Here is a 19,449-nt window from a genome sequence, read left to right as displayed (position 1 = left end):
GCGAGCGTGATGCTCGCCGCAGTTGCTCCGTTTTCACCGATCCGCGTAAGCGCTTTTCCACTCCAAACGCCGCAGGCGCCGGTCAGTGCCTCACCGATCCCGACGCTCAAAGCAGCGCCGAATGTTTTGCCGTTCGGTTCGTCGCTCACGTTCGTGCTCGACGGCACGATCTCGTCGTCGAAGTCGAAGGCGGGCGAAATCGTGCAGGCGCATCTCGAGCGCGCGCTCGTGCTCGAAGGCGTGACCGTCTTGCCGGCCGGCTCGCCGGTGCAGATCAAGATCGCCGACGCGTCACCGGCTTCGAATCCCGATATCTACGGCTATGTCGACATCTATTTTCGCCCGCTCGCGCTTCCCGACGGGAGCCTGATCCCGCTGCACGCACCGGCGTCGCATCTGAGCGTCCACGTTTCCGCCGGTCACGAGTCGACGGCGGACGTGGAGAACACGGTCGGCGACATCTTCGCACCAACGCTGCTGCTTCACGTTTTTCGCAAGGGCCGCAACTTCGTGCTCGAACCCGGCGCGCGCATCAAAGCCGTTACCGATGCGACCGTCCTGCTCGAGAGCGGCGGCACGGTCGCGGTCGAAACGCCGGCGCCGTTGATTCTGGACGCCGAGACGCCGATCTCGTCTTTCAAAGCCATGCCGATGGCCTCACCGCCGGATAACTACAAACCGCCGCTGCCGGTACCGTCGCTGACGCCCGGGAGGCCGACGATGTCGTCGGGATTACCGTCGCCGGTCTCGGCACTCACACCAAACCCGGTTCTACCGACGCCCCCCGTCTAATCCAAAGGAGCCGCACGTGATTTTTCGATATTTCACCGCGCTGGCCGCGCTGGCCGCGCTCGCCACCGGCGTCGCGCTCGGCGCAGCCGCGTTATCTCCCAAACCCCACGGCGCCGAGATCGCCTTCGTCGCGAGCATCCAAAAAGATCTGAACGCGCGTTTCCCAACCATCGCCGATGCCGAGAAGGCCGGCTATTTCCGCTATACCAACGAGGACGACACCGGGGCGATCAGTTACGTCAACCTGCGATGGACCTCGAACGACCCCCAGCACCCGAGCCAACTCTGGTACGGCGTCAACGGCAAGCTGCTCGGAGCCGACTTCTCACAGCCGTACTCAGCCGGAAATCCGCCGAAACTCTGGGGCGTCGCCCCGAGCCGCTGGATTCAATTCGGCGCGCACGTTCATTACGTGCTCAACCAGAGCGGCATGATGGCCTACGGGCATTCCACGTCGGTCAAGAAGTTCGAGGCGGCCGGCGGCAATATCAACGATCCGCAAGCTGCGACGCTGGTGAAGATGGGCCTGGCAAAAAACGTCAACGCCGTAAAAGCGGTCTTTCTCTTCCCGAACATCTGGGATCTCGAGGTTTGGGTGATGCCCAATCCCAACGGCGCCTTCGCGGATAAGAATCCGCTCGTGCATCCCAGCGCAAACGCCCAAAGCATGGACTAGCCAAATTCGGGCAGATTGGGTCCAGGTTTAGGAGGCGAGGTCCGAAGTTTACACATGGTAATCGAGGACCGAGCCGACGACAACATGGGCCCGATATGTCCGAATTTTATTCGTTGCTCCAGTAGTCTTTGAGAGCTTTTCCGCGCGAAGGATGGCGGAGTTTGCGGAGCGCCTTCGCTTCGATCTGGCGGATGCGTTCGCGGGTGACGCCGAATTCTTGACCGACTTCTTCCAGCGTGCGCTGATGACCGTCTTCGAGGCCGAAGCGTAATACCAGCACTTTGCGCTCGCGCTCGGTCAGGTTTTGCAGCACGTCTTGCATCTTCTCTTTGAGAAGCATGACCGACGCAGCCTCGGCGGGCGCGACCGCTTCCTGGTCCTCGATGAAGTCGCCCAGGTGTGAGTCTTCTTCTTCGCCGATCGGCGTTTCGAGCGAGATCGGTTCCTGCGAGATCTTCATGACCTCGCGCACTTTCTCGGGCGTCAGCGCCATCGCTTCGGCGATCTCTTCGACCGAGGGTTCACGGCCGAGTTCTTGGAGAAGCTGGCGCGAGACTTTGATCAGGCGGTTGATCGTCTCGACCATGTGTACGGGAATACGGATCGTGCGAGCTTGATCGGCGAGTGCGCGGGTGATCGCCTGGCGGATCCACCACGTCGCGTAGGTCGAGAACTTGTAGCCTTTGCGATAGTCGAACTTCTCGACCGCCCGAATCAAACCGAGATTGCCTTCCTGAATCAAATCGAGGAAGAGCATACCGCGCCCGACGTACTTCTTGGCGATCGAAACGACCAGACGCAGGTTGGCCTCGGTCAGCTGGCGTTTGGCCTCCTCGCCGTCGGTGACGATGCGCGAGTCGGCCGTCCCGTTGCGCTGCAATTCCAATTCGCCCGCTTCGATCCGCATCGCGAGCGATTTTTCTTGCTCCATGGAGAGCAAGGGCACGCGACCGATCTCTTTGAGATACATCCGGACCGGATCGTCGAGCGAGAGCCCATCGGGGATCGGTTCCTCTTGCTCTTCCTCAGGCTCACCCTCGGGCTTCTCGTCCTTTTGGTCGTCGATGATCTCGATACCGGCGCCCGTGATCTCTTCGAAGAGGCCGTCGATTTCGTCAGGGTTGACGTCGTCGAGCGCATCGAACGCCGAATTGATCTCTTCGTATGTCAGCGACCCGCGCTGCTTTCCGCGCGCGATCAGCTTCTTCTTCAGCTCGTCCAGCGTCAGCGTGGGCTGCGCTTCCGCAACCGCGCCGCCGGCTTTCTTACGTGCCACTTTCGACGTCACCCCCTTTAAAGATCGCAACGCACGTTGCGCGTTGCTCCGGCGCTTCGTTCGACTTTTTCCACTTCGCGGAAAAACCCGAACTGCGCGCCCCCACGCCGACGCTGCGGCGTGGGACCCCAAGGGTACTACGGCCCTTCGAGGCCCCGGTTGGGCTGTCGACTATCAGCCTGCGGGAGTTGTGTATCATTAGACTCGTGATTTTCGGTTTACTTCTTTAGTTTTAGTTTAAGATTCTCGAACTCACCCATGAGTTCCGATGGTACGGACTCACCCGCTTCGTACAGTTCATCGATCGAGCGGGAGAGCTCGGCGTACCGATTGGCCTCGTCCTCACGCGCCAATCGCTCGACGATTCGGTCCAAATGCGCGCGCCGCTCTTCGGTGTCGCCGTAACGAACCGTCGAGCTGCGATCCCGCTGCCCGAGCGATGCCAGCAGTTCGCGTGCTTCGTCGTCGTCCGCGCAAGCCGCGAGCACGTCCGCCGCCGTCCGCAGTTCGCTCCCATGTTCGAGGAGAAGCCGGTATGCGCGCCGGTACACGTCGCCGCGAAAACGAAGCGGATCGATCCGAGTCGCGTATTCGAGCACGAGTGTGGGATCTTCGACGGCGATTCCCAGTACTTCGCGTTCGAACGAGAGCGGTTCGACCGCATCAAACCTTCCGTTGACACGAACGTGTCGGCTCCCCGCGGCACTCGCTCCGTCGAGACGCCGTGTAAAATTGGCGGGGTTTGCGAGGAAGCGGCTATTTCGAAGATCGTCGGGGTTCACCTTCAACCGTCCGGCCACGTAGACGCGCCAGTGGTCCCACTCCTCGCGCGGCATCAGTTCGCGAATGACGGCCTCGCCTTTTCGAGCGATCACGGCCCGAGACTCGAAACCGCTCGTCAGGGCGGCGATCCGTTCTTCGAGCTTGAGCTCGACCGCGGGCTTGGCCGCTTGCAGCAATTCTGCGAAGGCCGCGGCTCCCTTGGCCCGCAGGAAGCTGTCGGGATCGTCGCCCGGGGGCAACGTCACGATTCGGACGCTGGACCCGGTATGCTCGATCACCTTAGATGCAATATCGACGGTTTTGGTTGCAGCGGTGCTTCCGGCAGAGTCCGCGTCGAAGCACAGATAGACGTTTTCGGCGTATTTCCGCAGTTCGGCCGCCTGACGCTCGGTGAACGATGTGCCGAGCGCCGCGACGCTGCCTTCGAAACCAGCCTGATGGAGCGCGATGCAATCGAGGTATCCCTCGACGACGATCAAGGTTCGATCGGCCTGCGCGGCGCGACGTGCAATGTTGAGCGCGAAGAGATGGTCGCCTTTGATATAGACCGGCGTCGTACTCGTGTTCAGATACTTCGGCTCGCCCTCACCGAGTTCGCGGCCGCCGAAGGCGATGACCTCGCCTGTCGTCGCGTAGGTGGGCACCATCAGGCGGTTGCGGTAGAAATCGTAGTATCCGCCGCGCTGCGAGGGTTTGAGGAGCCCGGCACGCTCTGCCAGCACGAGATCGACGTCATGGCTGCGCAACTCGTCGACCAGGCCGTTCCAGCCGTCGGGCGCATAGCCGAGATGGAACCTTTCCACGACCGCCTCGCCGAAGCCGCGCCGCTCGCAATAGGCGCGAGCGCCGGCGCCCGCCGGCGAGCGAAACATCCGTTCGAAATATGCGGCCGCGATCGCGTTGGCTTCGTAGATCGCTTCGCGTTCGCTGCGCCGCCGTGCCGCGCGCGGGTCCTCGGATTCGATTTCGATCCCGGCCTTGAGCGCGAGCATGCGCGCGGCATCGGCGAAGGGCATATTTTCGAGCTTCATCGCAAACGCGATCACATCGCCGCCCGCGCCGCACCCGAAGCACTTGAAATAGCCTTCTTCGGGATGCACGTGAAACGAGGGCGTCTTCTCGCCGTGGAACGGACAAAGCCCGACCAAGTCGCGTCCACGTTTTTTCAACGAAACGTACTGACCGACGAACGTAGCAATATCGATCCGGGAGTGGATCTCGCGAATGACGCTTTGGTCGAGCCGAGGCATGACGGTAACAGAACGGAGGTTCGGCTCAGGCGGCCGAATCCCGGTTAGCCACCGTGAAGCGCATCTTCGATCCGGTCCATCACTTCATCGAACTCGAGCCCGGCGAAGCCCGGCTGCTCGACTTGCCGCCGATGCAGCGGCTGCGGCGCCTGCGCCAATTGGGACTCGCCTACCTCGCGTTCCCCTCGGCGGAGCACTCGCGCTTCACCCATGCGCTCGGAGCGCTCGCGATGGGCGCTCGCGCATACGATACCCTCGCCCGGTACGCCGGCGGCGACCACGGCGCCGAACATGCGTATCAGCGGCGTCTCGTGCGCTGCGCATTGCTGCTGCACGACATCGGTCATGGTCCGTTCAGTCACGCCTGCGAAGCGGTGCTCGGGATCGCGCACGAAGCGCGGACGCGCGAGATCCTCGCGCTGGAACCGATGCGGCGCGGAATCGAAGCGCTGGACGTCGATCCGCAAGACGTGCTCGCGCTCATCGTCGGCGATCCGGCGGCCGCCTTCCCGGCGCTGCGCGAGCTGGTCAGCGGTCCGAACCTCGACGCCGACCGGATGGATTATCTCTTGCGCGACGCGTATTTTACGGGCGTCGCGAGCGGCCGTTACGACGCCGATCAGCTGGTTGCGTCGCTGCGTCTGTTCGATCACGACGGCGCCGCCGTCGTCGGCATCGACTCACGCGGCGTCGTGGCGCTGGAATCGTTCGTCGTGGCGCGTTACATGATGTTCGCGTCGGTCTACTTTCATCACACCACGCGCCTTTTCGAGCGCATCTTGCAAGACGCGCTGCGTGACCTGTGGCCCGATCCGCGCGCGCTCGATTCGATCGACGAGTTTCTGCGGTGGGACGATTTTCGCGTACTCAACGAACTGCGCGATCGCAGGAGCGAATCAGCCCGTGCCCTGCGCGAGCGCCTGCGCATCTACGCCCTTGCGGCGGAGTTCAACGCGAGCGCGGATCAGGCGGCATTCACGGCCAGCGAAGCGGCGCTGCGCGAGCGCTTCGGCGACGACGCGGTGTGGGCGGACGAGCAATCGCAGGTGATGCATCGCCTGCCGCTGGTCGCGGAAGGACGCCATACCGTTTGGGTCGGTACGCCGGCCGGGCTGGTGGACGCGCGCGAGGTATCCGATCTCATCAACAAACTCAGCGGCACCGCCTATTGGCGCAAGCTCTTCGTTCGGCGCGACCGCGCCGACGTACGCGAAGCCCGCGACATCTGTGCCAAAATCATTGCGTCGCTACGTTAGAGATCCAAGGGTCGATTGCGCGGCGGCGAGGCGCGCGATCGGCACGCGGTAGGGCGAGCACGAGACGTAGTCGAGCTCGAGCTGATCGCAGAATGCCACGCTAGAGGGCTCACCCCCGTGTTCGCCGCAAATTCCGATTTTCAAATCGGGACGCGCGGCGCGTCCGAGTACAACGCCTTGCCGCATCAGCGCGCCCACGCCCACCCGATCGAGCACTTGGAAGGGATCGTCGCGTAAGATCTTCTTATCGAGATAAGCCGGGATGAAAGTCGATTCGGCGTCGTCGCGACTGTAACCGTACGTCGTTTGGGTGAGATCGTTGGTGCCGAACGAGAAAAACTGCGCGATCGTCGCCAACGCGTCGGCAATGATGCACGCGCGCGGCAACTCCACCATCGTGCCGATGTGGTAGTCGACCGCAGTGCCGCGCTCCGCGATGACCGCGTCGGCTATGGCCTTGGCCGCGTCGTAGGTGACGCGCATCTCTTCCTTGGTGCCGACACCGGGAATCATGACGTCCGGACGCGCATCGACGCCGCGTGCTTTGAGCTCGCATGCCGCTTCGAAGATCGCGCGCACCTGCATCGCATAGATTTCCGGGAAGAGAATGCCCAACCGGCACACGCGCAGCCCCAGCATCGGATTTTGCTCGTGGAGTTGCTGCACGCGGCGCAGCATCGCCATCTTCTCTTGATAGCTGGGATCGCCGGAACGGCCGCCCACGCGCAGTTCGGTCGTTTCCACCAGAAGCTGCTCGAGCGAGGGCAAAAACTCGTGCAGCGGCGGATCGAGTAACCGGATCGTGACCGGCAGGCCGGCCATCGCTTCGAGAATCCCGACGAAATCCTCGCGCTGAACGGGAAGGAGTTTTTCGAGCGCCTGCGCGCGGCCTTGGGGCGTCGTTGCCATGATCATCTGCTGTACGACCGGGAGACGGTCTGGCTGCATGAACATGTGCTCGGTGCGGCACAGACCCACGCCCTGCGCGCCGAGTTCGCGCGCCTTGCGCGCATCTTCGGGTGTGTCCGCATTGGCCCACACTTCCATGCGCCGCAATTCGTCGGCCCAAGACAGAAAACGCGCGAGCCACTCGGGAAGCTCGGCCGGTGCGTCGATCAACTCGACCTTGCCGATGATCACATTGCCGGTATTCCCGTCGATCGTGATCCACTCGCCCTCGTGCAAAACCATCGGACCGATGCCGACCGTCTTGGTGCGGCGATCGATCTCCAGCGCCTCGCAGCCGGCTACGCAGGGTTTGCCCATACCGCGTGCCACGACGGCCGCATGCGAGGTCGCTCCGCCCTTGGCGGTGAGCACGCCGCGCGCCGCGATCATACCGTGCACGTCGTCGGGTGTTGTCTCGACGCGAACGAGGATCGTATCCTTGCCGGCTTCTTTCCACGCAACCGCGTCGTCGGCCGTGAAGACGATCTGCCCGGCAGCCGCACCCGGCGAGGCGTTGAGCCCCTTGGCCGCGACGACCACCCGTTGCTGCGGATCGATGCGCGCGTGAAAGAGCTGATCGAGCGATCCCGCGCTCACGCGCGAAACGGCCGCGCGCTTATCGATCAAACCTTCGTCGACCATGTCGAGCGCGACGCGCACCGCAGCTTGGGCGCTGCGTTTGGCGGTCCGGGTTTGCAGCATGTAGAGCTTACCGCGCTCGACGGTGAACTCGATGTCTTGCATGTCCTTGTAGTGCGCTTCGAGCCGCCGCGCGATGTCGACGAATTGCCGGTAGATCTCGGGCTGCGCGCGCTCGAGATCGGCGATCTTTTGCGGCGTACGCGTACCGGCGACGACGTCCTCGCCCTGGGCGTTGGTGAGATATTCGCCGAAAAGCAGGTGATCGCCGGTATTGGGATCGCGCGTGAACGCGACGCCGGTTCCCGAGTCCTCGCCCAAGTTGCCGAACACCATTTCGACCACGCTCACCGCGGTGCCCCACTCGTCGGAGATCTTGTTGAAGCGGCGGTAGTCTACGGCACGCCGCGAATTCCACGAATCGAAGACGGCCTGGATCGCGAGGCGCAGCTGCTCGCTCACGTCCTGCGGAAACGCGCGTCCTGAACGCTCTTGCACGAGCGCCTTGAACCGGCCGGAAAGCTCGCGCCACGACGCGGCGTCGACTTGCGGGTCGCTCTCGACGCCGATTTCGCGCTTGCGCTGGTCGATCAATTCGTCGAAGCGCTCGTTCTCGATGCCCAGCACCACCTCACCGAACATCATGATGAAGCGACGATAGGCATCCCACGCGAAACGCTCGTTGTTGGAGAGCTTCGCCAAGCCGAGCACGGTTGCGTCATTCAGCCCAAGGTTGAGGATCGTGTCCATCATGCCCGGCATCGAGACGCGCGCGCCGCTGCGCACCGAAACGAGTAGCGGATCGGAAGCATCGCCGAAGCGCTTGCCGGTCCGCGCTTCGAGCTCGCGCATCGAACGCTGCACTTGCTCATCGAGGCCCCGCGGGTAGGTTCGACCGGCGCGGAAGTACTCCAAGCACGCCTGCGTCGTGATCGTAAAGCCCTGCGGCACCGGAAGGCCGGCACGCGTCATCTCGGCCAAGCCCGCGCCCTTCCCGCCGAGGAGGTCGATCATCGACTCATCGCCCTCGTCGAAGAAATAGATGTAGTTTGTCGACACAATCGTGGCCACGTGACTATCCCCTCATCTACCGCAGCAGTGTACCCAGATATCCTTCGAGCGCTTCCGCGCCGACGCGCTCCTGCCGCATCGAATCACGGTTGCGAACCGTCACCGTTCCGTCGGCCGGCGTATCGAAGTCGACGGTTACGCACAACGGCGTGCCGATCTCGTCTTGACGGCGATACAGTTGACCGATATTGCCCTCATCGTACTGCGTGCGGTACCGAGGGCGGAGCGCCGATTCGATCGCTCGCGCCCGCTCGACGAGTTCGGGCCTGTTCCGCGCCAGCGAGAACACCGCCACCTGGACCGGCGCAATGAAGGGGTGGAATCGAAGGACCGTGCGTTCGGTCTCTTTTCCGTTCGGATCCACGCTATTCTCGCGTTCGTAGGCGTCGATCAGCATCGTGAGCGTCGTGCGGTCGACGCCCGCCGAGCTCTCGATCAAAATCGGCGTGTAGTGGGTCTTGCTCGCCTCATCGTAGTAGCGCAGATCCTTGCCGGAGAGCGCCATGTGCGCGTCGAGATCGTAAGTGCCGCGATGCGCGATCGACTCGAGTTCGCCCCAGCCCCACGGAAAGAGGTATTCGACGTCCGTGCCCGCTTTGGCGTAGTGCGGTCGCTCCTGCGGCGTGAGTTCATAGAAGCGTAGACGGTCGGGCTTGATGCCGTACTGCGAATACCAGGCCTTTCGCCGATCGACCCATTCGGAAAACGCGCGCAAATCATTGCCGTCGTCCGGCACGAAATACTCGAGTTCGGCTTGCTCGAACTCGCGCACGCGATAGGTGAAATTTCCCGGCGTGATCTCGTTGCGAAACGACTTTCCGATCTGGGCGATGCCGAACGGCGGCCGTTTGCGTGCCGTTTGATAGACATTTTTGAAATTGACGAAGATGCCTTGCGCCGTCTCGGGCCGCAGATACGCAATCGAAGCCGTATCTTCCATCGGGCCCACTTGAGTCTGCATCATCAAATTGAAATTGCGCGGTTCGGTGAAGCTGTCTTTGCTTCCGCAATCGGGGCATTGGTGCGGATTTTTGAGATGGTCGAAACGAAACCGGTGCTTGCATACCTTGCAATCGACCAGTTTGTCGTGGAACGCATCGACGTGGCCGGAGGCCTTCCACACCAGCGGATGCATGATGATCGACGAATCGAAGGCGACGACGTCGTCGCGAAGCAGCACGTTCTCCCGCCACCACGCTTCCTTGACGTTGCGCTTGAGCACGGCGCCCAGCGGACCGTAATCCCAGAAGCCGTTGATCCCGCCGTAGATCTCGCTCGATTGGAAGATAAACCCGCGGCGTTTGGCCAGAGCGCTGATCTCGTCCATTGTGACGCGGGGGTTCGTGGGCTCCATAAGGGGTGTTCAATTTATCAGGCCCGGCCGAATACCCCCGGTCCGACTTTTGTCATGGTACTGTATATAACTTACTTGATATACAATACATGGCATCAATTACAGGAGGATCGCCAATGTTCATCGCCTCACTACTTCTCGCCGCCGGCTTGTCGCCGGCCCCGCCCCAGACCGCCTATACCGGGATCGAACCGGTTCGCGTTGCCTCATGTGCCCTCGACGCCGCCGATCCGTCGATCGCCTATCCCTTCGGCCCGGCCGTGCCGGCCGGCGTCAGTTCGACGGCCATCTCGTTCGTCAATACGGACCAGCGCCCGATCGCGTCGGTCGTCTTCACGGTCAGCGACGGCCGCACGACCAGCCGCATCGTCGATAAGGGCACCTTTTCCAGCGGCGTCGAGATCGATCACAGCTTCGCCACGCCCGAATTCGGCGACGATCTCGGCAGCGTCCAGTGCTCGGTGGCGTCGGTCGCGTTCGCCGATGGTAGCATCTGGCAAGCCCAATGACCGCCGGTCCCGAAGAGTCGCTCATGCAATCCGATGAGGAGACTGGGCGACTCTTCCTCCACCTCAAGGCCGCCCACGGGGTCATGCGTGCCGCGCTCACCGACGTGCTCGACGACATCGGAATCACCGTCCCGCAACTCTTGATTCTTCGCGCGATCGAGTTGACGCCCGCGGTCTCCAGCGCGCAGCTCGCCCGTGAGTGTTTCGTTTCGCCGCAAGCAATGGTGAACAACGTTGCGCGGCTCGAGGCCGACGGGCTCATCGCCCGCAGCAAGGGCGGCGGACGCGTCTTGGAAACCCACCTGACCGAGAAAGGTCAGGCGATTCTCGAACGCGCCGGCTCGCGAATCGCCTCAGCCGAGCGCTACGTGACGGAGACGCTTGGAGAGGAGCAGGTTCAGTCGCTCGACGCAAGCCTCGTCGCGCTCACCGATTGCATGCTCAAGAGCCTGGTCGTCACGACGTCCCGGACGTGGGACGCGGACGAATAGCGCCTTACGCGTATTCAACCCAGCCGGGATGACGCGGATCGGCTCCGCGAACGGCGCGCGCGTAGGCGCGGCAGAGTTCGTCGGTGACCGGACGCGCTTGCGGCAACACGTAGTCATCGATCTGAAGGATCGGCATCACCTCGGCCGCCGTACCGGTGAAGAAGATCTCATCGGCCGCAAGCAGATCCGCCGGCGTGATGTTGCCGATTTCAACCGTCATGCCGCGATCCCGTGCCAGCTCGACCACGCTGGCCTGCGTGATTCCCGCCAGGATGTCGGCGCTCGCATCGTTGGTCCGTAGCGCGCCGTTCCTCACGACGAAGATGTTTTCGCCGGTGCCCTCGGCTACGTCGCCGCGGTCGTTGAGCAAAATGGCTTCCTCGAATCCGCGACGCTGCGCGTCCTGAAGCGCCAAAATCGAATTGGTGTAATGCCCGCAGGCCTTTACCGTCGAGGGCAGCGAGCGCGACGGCGTCTTCTGCCAGGGAGACATCGTCACCCGAATGCCCGCCGATTCTCCGAGCAGCGAACCGGCCAGCGGCTTGAGCGCGATCAGAACGTGCGTCGGACAGTGAAAGGTGGGGGCGAGCGAGATACCCTTCTCGCCGAAGTACGCCAGCGGTCGAATGTAGCCGCTGCTAAACGCGTTGGCCTCTAACGTTGCGAAAACCGCGCGCGCCAGCGTTTCCTGGTCGTACGGAACGTGCAAGCCGTAGACATCCGCGGAAACGAAGAAACGGCGCAGATGGTCGCTCAACCGAAAGACGCCCGTGCCCTTGCGTGTTTCGTACGCGCGAATGCCTTCGAAGACCCCTGAACCGTAGTGCAGCGCGTGGGTGAAGGGCCGAACCGCGATCTCGTCCGCGTCGACCAGCTCGCCGTCGAACCACATGCGCTCGCGCGCCGGAGCCGTTGCAATCACGGGCAGACCTCGGTCGTGGTTACCGCGCCGTGCGCGGCCGATCCGACCGTCGCCGCGTACTTGGCGAAGACGCCGCCGCGAAAGTTCGGCTCGGGTGCGCGCCATACGTGCAAACGCTCGGCGATCACCGGCGGAGCGACGGCAAGGTCGAGCACACGCGCTTCAACGTCGATGATGATCTCGTCGCCGTCGCGCACGGCGGCAAGCGGCCCGCCGACGGCCGCTTCGGGCGCGACGTGTCCAACCATCAAGCCGTGCGTTCCACCCGAAAAGCGCCCGTCGGTGACGAGCGCGACGCTTTCGCCCAAACCGGCGCCGACGATGGCGCCGGTTACGCTGAGCATCTCGCGCATACCGGGGCCGCCTTTGGGACCTTCGTAGGCAATCACAACCACGTCACCCGCGATGATCTCGTCATCGAGGATCGCCTGCATCGCCGCTTCTTCCGAATTGAATACGCGCGCCGGACCGCGGTGATAGAGCCGTTCCGAGCCGGCGATCTTGACGACCGCGCCCGCCGGGGCGAGATTTCCTTTGAGAATGATCAAGCCGCCGTGCGGTTTGAAGGGACGCTCCGCGGTCGCGATCACCGCTTGTCCGGGCGTTTCGACCGCGCCTTCGACCTCTTGCGCGAAACTACGGCCGGTCGCGGTGATCACCGACACGTCGACGAGATGGCCTTGCGCGAGACGCTGGCCGAGCAATTGCGTTCCGCCCGCCGCATCGACGTCGAGCGCGACGTATTTTCCGCCCGGACGCAGATCGGCGATGATCGGCGTGCGCCGGCTCACGCTATCGAAGTCCTCGATCGAGAGCTGCGCGCCCGCCTCGTGCGCGATCGCGAGCAGATGCAGCACGCTGTTGGTCGAGCCGCCGGTTGCCGCCGCGAGCGCGATCGCGTTCAAGAACGAGGCGCGGGTGAGCAGGTCGCGCGGACGAACCTCCTTGGCGAGCAGCTCCATGACGATCGTGCCCGCGTCATGCGCCCACTGCGCGCGCCGCTGCGACGTTGCGCCCGGACTGGCGCTGCCGACGGGCGAGAGCCCGAGGTATTCCATCGCCATCGCCATCGTATTGGCGGTGTACTGCCCACCACACGCGCCGGGCCCCGGACAAGCGCGATCTTCGATGATTTTGAGCTGCGCATCGTCGATCGTCCCGCGTGCGTGCGCGCCGATCGCTTCGAACACGTCGACGATCGTGAGATCCCGCCCGTCGAGCTTTCCCGGTGCGATCGATCCGCCGTAAATCATCACCGACGGAACGTTCAAACGCGCAAACGCCATCGCTGTTCCGGGTATGGTCTTGTCGCAGCCGACCAACCCCACCATCGCATCGAAGTAATGCGAGCGCCCGATCAATTCGATCGAATCGGCGATCACCTCGCGGCTGATCAGCGAACCTTTCATTCCGGGCGTCCCCATCGTGATACCGTCGCTGATCGCGATCGTATTGAATTCCATCGGCGTGCCGCCCGCCGCCCGCACGCCGGCCTTGACGTGCTCGGCCAGCTCGCGCAGATGGTACCCGCATGGCATCGTCTCCACCCACGTGTTGGCAACACCGACCAAGGGCTTACGCAAATCCTCGTCGGTGAAGCCATTGGCCTTGAACATCGCGCGCGCCGCGGCGCGCGTGGCGCCCTGGGTGAGAATGTGACTCAGCATACCCTGAACTTCATGTCCTCGTCGGTACGGGCCTTCGCCTCGGCCGCGATCGCCGGTTCGCGCATCCACGGCATCAGCGAGCGCAGCTGCGCGCCGATGCGCTCGATCGGGTGCGCGTCGGAACGGCGCTTGTATTCGTTGAAGCGCGGTTTGCCCGCCGCGTGCTCGGTGACCCATTCCTGCGCGAACGCGCCGCTCTGGATCTCGGCGAGAATCGCGCGCATCGCCGCCCTCGATTCGCTCCCGATGACGCGCGGCCCACGCGTGTAGTCGCCGAATTGGGCGGTGTTGCTGATACCATCGCGCATCCCTTCGATGCCGCGCGCATAGAGCAAGTCGACGATGAGTTTCATCTCGTGCATACATTCGAAGTAGGCCATCTCCGGCGCGTAGCCGGCTTCCACCAGCGTTTCGAAGCCCGCTTGGATCAGCGAGGTGAGCCCGCCGCAGAGCACGGCTTGCTCGCCGAAGAGATCGGTTTCGGTCTCTTCCTTGAACGTCGTCTCGAGTATGCCGGCGCGTCCGGCGCCGATTCCGGCCGCATACGCAAGCGCCACCGCGCGCGTATCGCCGCTCGGATCTTGATGCACGGCGATCAACGCCGGCACGCCGCGTCCGGCTTCGTACTCGGTGCGGACGAGCGAACCGGGCCCTTTCGGCGCGACCATGAACACGTTCACCGTCTTGGGCGGAACGACCGTTCCGAAGTGAATCGAGAACCCATGAGCAAAGGCGAGATACGCCCCGGGCGCGAGGTGCTCGTGGATCTGGCGCATGTAGAGCGCGCCGTGCTCTTCGTCCGGCGCGAGTACCATCACCACGTCGGCAATCGAGACGGCATGCGAGACCGTCTGCGCGTCGAGACCGTCGCGCTTCGCTTCCTCGAACGAGGCGGAGCCTTCGCGCAGTCCGACGACCACGCGCGCTCCCGACTCATGCAGGTTGAGCGCATGCGCGCGGCCTTGGCTGCCGTAGCCGATAATGGCGATCGTTTTGCCGCGCAGCGTCCCTGCGTCGGTATCGTGATCGTAGAGGGCGTTCATTCCATGGTCTCCCTGTCGTCATCGAGTAGTTTGGTGATTTGGGCATCGAGACGGCGCAGCGCATCGCCCGGGCCCGCGAAAGCGAACTCGATGCGATAGGCGGCGCCGGCGCGCTGCGAGGCGACGCTGGTATACGTGCAACCGAAGCGGTGGGCAAGGTGAATGATGCGGGCGAGCAGCCGGCCGTCGGTCGCGGTAACGGTTCTCACGCCGGTAAGGCCTCGAGCAGATCGTCGACGCCCTTGCCCGACGGGATGATCGGCCACACGTTCTCGTGCGGATAGCATGCACAGTGCAACAACATCGGCCCTGACGATTCGATCATCCGCGCGATCGCCGCGTCCACGGCGTTCGCGTGATCGACCAGACGCGCTTCGACTCCGTAGGCGCGTGCAATCGTGGTGAACTCGGGATTGTCGGGCAGCGCCGTTGCCGAGTAGCGCGCATTGTAAAAGAGCTCCTGCCACTGCCGCACCATGCCGAGGTTGCGGTTGTCGAGCAAGACGATCTTGACCGGCAGATCGTGCCGGCGCAGTGTTGCGAGTTCCGCCATCGACATTTGGAAGCCGCCGTCGCCGACGATCGCGACCACGGTGCGCCCCGGATGAGCGACCTGCGCGCCGATCGCGGCCGGCAAACCGAAACCCATCGAACCCAGGCCGCCCGAGGTGAGGAAGTGCTGCGGATGACTCGCACGCACGCGCTGCGCCGCCCACATCTGATGCTGGCCGACGTCGGTGCTGACGATTGCGTCGGCGGGCAGCGCGGCGAAGAGCGCATCCAGAAAATCGGTTGCGGAGAGGTGGTCGTCGCGCGTATCGTCGCAAGGTAGCCGTTCGTGCGGAGCGCACGCCTGCGCGCGCCACTGCGCGAACGAGGGAAGGGCGACGCGAGCCAGGCGATGATCGAGCGCGACCAGCGTTTCGCGCAAGTCGCCGTGCAGCGTGATCTGCGCGGGCACGACCTTGTTGAACTCGGAGCGATCGATATCGGCGTGCACGATCGTACGCGCATTGGGTGCGAATTTCGACGGATCGCCGGTCACGCGGTCGTCGAAGCGCATGCCGAGCGCGAAGATCACGTCGGCTTTCGCGACCGCATGATTCGCGCGCTTCCAGCCGTGCATACCGAGCATTCCCAAGAAGGCAGGGTCGCCCGGATACGCCGCCCCCAAGCCGTGGAGCGTCGCCACGATCGGAGCACCGGCGCGCGCCGCGAACGAGCGAAAGACCTCGGTCGCGCCCGACCAGCGCGCGCCGCCGCCGACGATGACGACCGGCCGCTCCGCCGTTGCCAGCGCGGCGATCGCCGCGTCGAGCAACGCCGGCTCAGCCTGCGGCTTGGCCCGAGGCGAACTCGATTCGACACGCGGATCGAGGTGCTCTGAAGGCACGAGCGCCCGCAGCACGTCGGTTGGAAGATCGACCAGCACGGGCCCCGGCCGCGAACCCGAAGCCAACGAAAACGCCTCGCGCAGCGCGGGCTCGATCTGATCGATCGAGCGCACGACGATGTTGCGTTTGGTCACCTGATGAGTAATCGCCGCGACGTCGACTTCCTGGAATGCGTCGGTTCCCATCACCGCCGTGCGCACTTGTCCGGTCAGCGCGACGAGCGGGACGTTGTCCATCAGCGCATCGACGATGCCGGTGATCAGATTCGTCGCACCGGGCCCTGAGGTCGCGACGCAGACGCCGGTGCGTCCGGTCGAGCGCGCGTAGCCGCTTGCGGCAAAAACGGCGGCCGCTTCGTGCCGTACCAGTACGTGCGCGAGCCGGTGATCGTAGAGCGCGTCATAGAGCGGCATGATCGCGCCGCCCGGATACCCGAAGACCGTTTCGACCCCGAGGTTCTCGAGCGTATCGAGAACGATGGCTGCGCCCGTACGCCTCCCGTGCACGATGACCTCCAATAAAGAAAACACGAGGCCCCGCCGAACCGGCGGGGCCTCGTGCTAGTGCGTTTTTCGCTAATCCTTACGCAGTAGTCAATCCCAACCGATTCGGCGACGAACGGCTAATAAGGACGAGGACTACGATGAGGAGCGCGGTCAGAAGCATTTCTCGCACCCTACCATGCCGGATTCGGCATGTCAAGCATACCGACGACCGCGCCAGGAAACGCCGCCGCAGGCGTGACGAACGATTGACGTGAGGAAAATGGCCGCCACCGCGCTTATACCGATCGGTAGATAGAGCGGCGACGACGCACCGAGCCCGAGCCGCCGCATGCCGGGCGCCGCACCGGCGATCGCCGAGCACATCGCGATCGCCAGCGCGACGGCAAATGCCGATGCGTGCAGGACGAGCGCGGCGATGAGCACGATCGGCGTGAGCGGGGAGACGCAGGCGAGCAAGAACACGCCGATTGCCGCCAGCACATGTTGATCGCGCGCGCCGACCCAAAAATTCTTGACGAACCCTTGCCAGAGCTCACGGAAGGAACAGTACATCCGCACGCGTACGAGCCCATTCCCGTTGACGAGCGCGGTACGAAAGCGACCATCGCGCTTGAATCGCCGCGCGAGCTCGAGATCCTCGGCGATCTCGCCGCGCACCGCTTCGTGGCCGCCGATCGCGGCGTACGCACGGCGCGAAGCGAGCACGTACTGGCCGTTGAACAAGGCGCTCTCGCGCGCCGGATCGTTGATCGCCTTCAGCGATCCGATCGCAAAGGCGATCGTCCACAGAATGCTGGGCAGAAAGATCCGCTCGGCCGGCGTCTGCATGACCTGTTCGGTCAGCACGCTGAGTACGTCGAGATTGCCGGCGCGAGCGTAGCCGAACGCCGCACTCAGTGCGCCGGGTTCATGCGTCGTGTCGGCGTCGGTGAATAGCAGCCAGTCCCCGTCGGCACGCCGGGCGCCCTGATCGAGCGCCCACGGCTTCCCCACCCAACCTTCCGGCAACGGCTCGCCGTGGATCAAGCGCAAGCGCGGATCTTCGGCAGCGACGCGTGCAACGATCGCCGCGGTACGATCTTCGGAGCAATCGTCCAGCACGATGACGTCCAAGTCGGGATAGTCTTGCGCAAGCAGCGAGCGCACGCATTGTTCGATCTGGTGCGCTTCGTTACGCGCCGGCACGATGATGCTGATTTTCGGCGCGACCTTCGGCGCAGGGACGGATTCGAGCGCAAAACGGGAATTGAAGGCGATGTACTGGCTGCGAAATGCGAACGCGAGATTCACGAGCACGAGGAACGCAACGAGGATCGCTATGACAATCACTCCGTGATGCGCGGCGTGCGGGGCGAAAACAAACTCATGGCGTTCTCGTGAGTTCCGCAGAGCTACCCGACAACCCGCTTACGCGGGATGGAGGTAGGCCGGGCGCTCGATGGCGTCGTGGTTCGACAGGCTCATCACGATGATCGGGCGGCGCCGCACGGAAATTACCGCCGCGATCGCCGCGAGCAATGAGAAGTCGACGAACGCGCCGCGGGCGAGGCGGAAAGCGAGTCTACAACGCGGATCTGCTGCCACGAATTTGGTAAAGCGGGAATTGACCGCTTCCAGTTCACGCGAGCAATCCGGAGACATTTTCCGAGGATCGAGCGAGCCATCATGGGTTTACTCCGGCTGAGCTTGAGCTGTCGATCCACTAAACACAATGTCGGGTGAACACAATGCCGGGCCGTGGGGGTCGTTCGTGCTGTCGGCACTCGCGGCCTTACGAATATTGACAAACCTAGGCTTAGGTTCTATCGTAAAGTGGAGTGGGCAGTAGGCGAATAGGCCAAGTTCGTTTCAGGGCCATTTCAGGCGATCACGCCGGCGCCGCTGTTCCTATTGGCGCTTTGGGAAAAAAGCCATGGGGATTAGGGCAATGAAATCTACCAAGGGCAGAGTGCTCACGACAGACGTTGAGATTCGTCAGGCTGTTAAGCGCACGCGCGAACGAGAGAAGACGGCAACGAAAATCATCTCAGCGCGATATGATAAGTCATGCGATTCGATCGTCAGCGTCCTCTCCACTGGCGCAACGCTCGCTGTACCGCGAAAGGCCATCCCGGGATTTGCTAAAGCTCGCCCCGGGCAACTAACTGATCTCGCAATTCTGCCCGCGCGCGAATCTCTGTGGTCAGACTCCGTGGATGACGGGGTGCTCCTTGAGCAATTGCTCGTGCTAGCCGCTGGCGAGTCAACGCTCGGAACGATCGGAGCCCGTATCAATGCTTCGAAGAAGTCTCCGGCACGCGCGACGGCGTCTAGGGCGAACGGCGCCAAGGGGGGGCGCCCGCGAAAGTCCGCAGCCTAAGTCGTTCCGTCAGCCCAATGTCAGCCTACGAGGCGGGACGACACGGGACGGAGAGGGTCTTGAGGAACCGATTTCACGGGGAAATCCACAAAAGCGGGCGGTGTGCAAAAAATTCGATTCCGTTGGCGCTCCAGCCGCAATGCGCCGCAGTAATGCGGCGCCTCGTTATTTTTGGAGCCGCGCGTGCGCTTTTGATTTAGTCGGACGATTTCCATTTGAACCCTTTCCAGCGAGGACACGATGCGTGATGGAGGGGCGCTGGGGCGCTTCGATGGTGTCGTGGTTCGACAGGCTCACCATGACAGTTCCACCTCTGTCATCCTGAGCTTGTCGAAGGGCCCGGGCGCTCCAGCCGCGACCGTGCCACCCACCGTGTACAAGCTCGGCTGGGATGTCCCCCTGAAACTCGTTAGAGATGTCCCTTCGTCGAGATCGCCCGGTAGGTTTGTTTTTTCCAGGGGTGTGTCATCGGCGGGGTGTGTGCCTTTTGGGGATGGTGCGCGCGCGGATCGA

At 63.4% G+C, this 19,449-nt stretch carries 16 protein-coding genes; 5 read left to right on the top strand and 11 right to left on the bottom strand.

Features of this window, described 5'->3' with window-relative positions; all coding sequences use genetic code 11:
• Nucleotides 1–6: 6 nt before the first annotated feature.
• Together VMF11_12615 and VMF11_12610 are read left to right on the top strand one after the other, a co-directional pair.
• Nucleotides 7–792 (top strand): hypothetical protein, encoded by a 786-nt coding sequence (locus tag VMF11_12615; GenBank protein HTU71146.1) that lies wholly within the window; start codon nt 7–9, stop codon nt 790–792.
• Nucleotides 793–808: 16 nt separating this feature from the next.
• Nucleotides 809–1,468 carry a hypothetical protein gene (locus VMF11_12610; GenBank protein ID HTU71145.1) on the top strand — a complete coding sequence of 220 codons (660 nt, stop codon included), beginning with the start codon at nt 809–811 and terminating at the stop codon, nt 1,466–1,468.
• Between the two features lie 106 nt (nt 1,469–1,574).
• On the opposite strand, the gene rpoD is transcribed toward VMF11_12610, so the two are convergent.
• Both rpoD and dnaG read right to left on the bottom strand, forming a co-directional pair.
• Entirely contained in the window at nt 1,575–2,744 is a 1,170-nt protein-coding gene (gene rpoD / locus VMF11_12605) for an RNA polymerase sigma factor RpoD (GenBank protein HTU71144.1), read from the bottom strand.
• Between the two features lie 218 nt (nt 2,745–2,962).
• Nucleotides 2,963–4,777 (bottom strand): DNA primase, encoded by a 1,815-nt coding sequence (gene dnaG, locus VMF11_12600; protein ID HTU71143.1) that lies wholly within the window; start codon nt 4,775–4,777, stop codon nt 2,963–2,965.
• A 53-nt stretch (nt 4,778–4,830) separates the two neighbouring features.
• On the opposite strand from dnaG, the gene VMF11_12595 reads away from it, so the two are divergent.
• The gene (locus tag VMF11_12595; protein ID HTU71142.1) at nt 4,831–6,033 is read left to right on the top strand and encodes an HD domain-containing protein; all 1,203 of its coding nucleotides are present in this window, start codon (nt 4,831–4,833) and stop codon (nt 6,031–6,033) included.
• On the opposite strand, the gene ppdK is transcribed toward VMF11_12595, so the two are convergent.
• Entirely contained in the window at nt 6,025–8,691 is a 2,667-nt protein-coding gene (gene ppdK, locus VMF11_12590) for a pyruvate, phosphate dikinase (protein HTU71141.1), read from the bottom strand. The two genes, VMF11_12595 and ppdK, sit on opposite strands and share 9 nt — an antisense overlap.
• A 16-nt stretch (nt 8,692–8,707) precedes the next feature.
• Nucleotides 8,708–10,018: a glycine--tRNA ligase gene (locus VMF11_12585; protein ID HTU71140.1), complete on the bottom strand. Its 1,311-nt coding sequence runs from the start codon at nt 10,016–10,018 to the stop codon at nt 8,708–8,710.
• A gap of 143 nt (nt 10,019–10,161) precedes the next feature.
• On the opposite strand from VMF11_12585, the gene VMF11_12580 reads away from it, so the two are divergent.
• On the top strand, nt 10,162–10,554 hold the full coding sequence (locus tag VMF11_12580; protein HTU71139.1) for a hypothetical protein: 393 nt from the start codon (nt 10,162–10,164) through the stop codon (nt 10,552–10,554).
• 23 nt (nt 10,555–10,577) lie between these two features.
• Entirely contained in the window at nt 10,578–11,045 is a 468-nt protein-coding gene (locus VMF11_12575) for a MarR family transcriptional regulator (GenBank protein ID HTU71138.1), read from the top strand.
• A 4-nt stretch (nt 11,046–11,049) separates the two neighbouring features.
• Here the strand turns inward: VMF11_12575 and VMF11_12570 are convergent, their stop codons facing one another.
• From VMF11_12570 to VMF11_12540, 7 genes are all read right to left on the bottom strand, one after another.
• Complete coding sequence (locus tag VMF11_12570; protein HTU71137.1) at nt 11,050–11,967, bottom strand: branched-chain amino acid transaminase; 918 nt, start codon at nt 11,965–11,967, stop codon at nt 11,050–11,052.
• Nucleotides 11,964–13,634, bottom strand: a complete 1,671-nt coding sequence (gene ilvD, locus VMF11_12565; GenBank protein HTU71136.1) for a dihydroxy-acid dehydratase — start codon at nt 13,632–13,634, stop codon at nt 11,964–11,966. Before ilvD ends, VMF11_12570 begins: the two co-directional genes overlap by 4 nt.
• Nucleotides 13,628–14,677: a ketol-acid reductoisomerase gene (ilvC, locus tag VMF11_12560; protein ID HTU71135.1), complete on the bottom strand. Its 1,050-nt coding sequence runs from the start codon at nt 14,675–14,677 to the stop codon at nt 13,628–13,630. Before ilvC ends, ilvD begins: the two co-directional genes overlap by 7 nt.
• Nucleotides 14,674–14,886 (bottom strand): hypothetical protein, encoded by a 213-nt coding sequence (locus VMF11_12555; protein HTU71134.1) that lies wholly within the window; start codon nt 14,884–14,886, stop codon nt 14,674–14,676. The genes ilvC and VMF11_12555 overlap by 4 nt, the downstream gene beginning before the upstream one ends.
• A complete protein-coding gene (gene ilvB / locus VMF11_12550) occupies nt 14,883–16,577 on the bottom strand; it encodes a biosynthetic-type acetolactate synthase large subunit (GenBank protein ID HTU71133.1) in 1,695 nt (564 codons plus the stop codon). The genes VMF11_12555 and ilvB overlap by 4 nt, the downstream gene beginning before the upstream one ends.
• Nucleotides 16,578–16,769: 192 nt before the next feature.
• Entirely contained in the window at nt 16,770–17,906 is a 1,137-nt protein-coding gene (locus VMF11_12545; protein ID HTU71132.1) for a glycosyltransferase, read from the bottom strand.
• Nucleotides 17,907–17,984: 78 nt separating this feature from the next.
• Nucleotides 17,985–18,218: a hypothetical protein gene (locus VMF11_12540; GenBank protein ID HTU71131.1), complete on the bottom strand. Its 234-nt coding sequence runs from the start codon at nt 18,216–18,218 to the stop codon at nt 17,985–17,987.
• Between the last annotated feature and the right edge of the window lie 1,231 nt (nt 18,219–19,449).

Source organism: Candidatus Baltobacteraceae bacterium (assembly GCA_035502855.1).
Taxonomy (GTDB): domain Bacteria; phylum Vulcanimicrobiota; class Vulcanimicrobiia; order Vulcanimicrobiales; family Vulcanimicrobiaceae; genus Aquilonibacter.
This window is presented reverse-complemented; position numbering and strand designations above follow the sequence as displayed.